The organism is Luteolibacter pohnpeiensis (assembly GCF_016595435.1).
Taxonomy (GTDB): Bacteria; Verrucomicrobiota; Verrucomicrobiia; order Verrucomicrobiales; family Akkermansiaceae; genus Luteolibacter; species Luteolibacter pohnpeiensis.
In genome coordinates this window covers 1-1,602 of record NZ_JAENIJ010000110.1, presented here as the reverse complement: position 1 = coordinate 1,602, position 1,602 = coordinate 1, and the positions used below count along the sequence as shown (strand labels likewise).

Annotated in this window: 1 protein-coding gene; it reads left to right on the top strand. The window is 52.7% G+C overall.

Annotation, left to right across the window (positions count from 1 at the left end; translation table 11 throughout):
* Window positions 1–565: 565 nt before the first annotated feature.
* Complete coding sequence (locus tag JIN85_RS20360; RefSeq protein ID WP_200274309.1) at window positions 566–1,051, top strand: hypothetical protein; 486 nt, start codon at window positions 566–568, stop codon at window positions 1,049–1,051.
* Window positions 1,052–1,602 lie beyond the last annotated feature (551 nt).

The window sequence follows — 1,602 nt, the reverse complement described above, 5'->3', positions numbered from 1 at the left end:
GGGTCGTAACCCTTCAGGCCTAAATTTAGGTTAACAAACATCGGGGACATGATGGCATCCGTGCCTCATGTCCCCAATCTTTGAGGATGAGCCGCATCCTTGACCTGATCCAGCGTCTTTTATGCATCCTTCGCCCCCTTCGTGTCCGCCTGCGTCTCGAACCGGATTTCCACTTTTTTGTCAGCCATGCCGCAATCATCGGCAGGACAAACCCATGAGGCGACTTGTAAGATGTTCAGCGGGATTAAACATGTATTACACCGCGCAGAACGAGTGTATCCGAATGGTAAATGGATATGCCAGATCGAGATTGCAGGGGATCAGATCGTAGCGCTAGATTTCGAATATGAGTCAGTCGAGTCACCTGTCTTAGATCTCAGTGAACGGGTCGGAGATGGACGCTTCCTAGCCTGCCTGGCCGGACTTTAGATGTAGCCATTGCCGATGGAACTAACGAACCAAAAGAGAACCGACCAAGTCGCTGGTGGCAAGCGGCGACAACGCCCTTCTTTGAATCCGGGCTTCCTTTCCGCCGCTGCCACAGCTATTACGTTCGGTAAGAATCATGAAAACAATCCTAATCGCAATATGGGCCATTGTTGTAGCAGCACCGATTCGGGGTGACCAAGAAGTCCCTAAAATCGTGTCGGACTTCATATTCCCACGTACTGACTTTAGTACACTCCTCGAGTTCGTTGCAAAGATAGCGAACAAGACGGTCGTCGTTCCGAGTGAGGACGAACTCAAGCTGCAGACATCCCTTGTTTTGCCGGGTCCAATCCCAAAGGAGAAGCTACGGAAGGTAATTGAGTCGCTGCTAATACTCGAGGGATTCGAATTGGTAGAGACGAAGGATGAACTTCTTCTGACCAAGGTGCTTACCGAGGAGCAGTGTGCGGCTCTGAATACCGCCCTCGGGAGAGAGCGTTTGGGGCCTGAAGATTTGTTACCTCGCCGTCGTATCGTGCCGCGGGGACCGGGAGAGCCGGAGCCGAGGCAGTGGGTCGTGGTGCGTCCTCCGAAGAACAAGATACCGAACAAGTCGGAGTAGCCAACCCTCTCCCGGCGGCATGTTCCGTGCTTGCCTCCGCTACGCTCCGGCCGGCAGGGCCCACGCCTCTGGTCGGGGTGGCTATCCTCGGACGTTAGGCAGTAATATGAAATTGTCGGTTTTCGTTTCACTAGGAGGGCTCGCCGGAATTGTGGGCTCGTTTATCCCGTGGGGATCGACCGAACGATTTCATGGTGTCGGGTTTCCTGTCGCCACCGTCCTATGGGATGCACCGAACGGAACGATGATAGATTATCCGAATCCGTTAGCCTATATTATTAACCCAGCGCTTGGCGTTTTATTTGGATGCCTCCTATTTGGAGTTACGCACCTCATCTGCAGATTAAACAGAAATGAAAAAGCAGCCTAACAAGGCGCCAGAGACAACCCCTACCGCTGTCACGTCTGATGCTTCCGCATCAGACGCGCCATCGGCAGGGTCGTCTCATCTTTAACGTTCTGGATAAGAATGAATATGATTGATTCGGTAGTTTAACCTTGGTGTTGGCTGCCGCAATGACTTCCGGGTTGGTGATGGGAGAGTCGGAGTG

Excerpts from the sequence above, each read along its gene's own strand:
- JIN85_RS20360 (WP_200274309.1), top strand. The coding sequence starts at position 566 with ATGAAAACAATCCTAATCGCAATATGGGCCATTGTTGTAGCAGCACCG.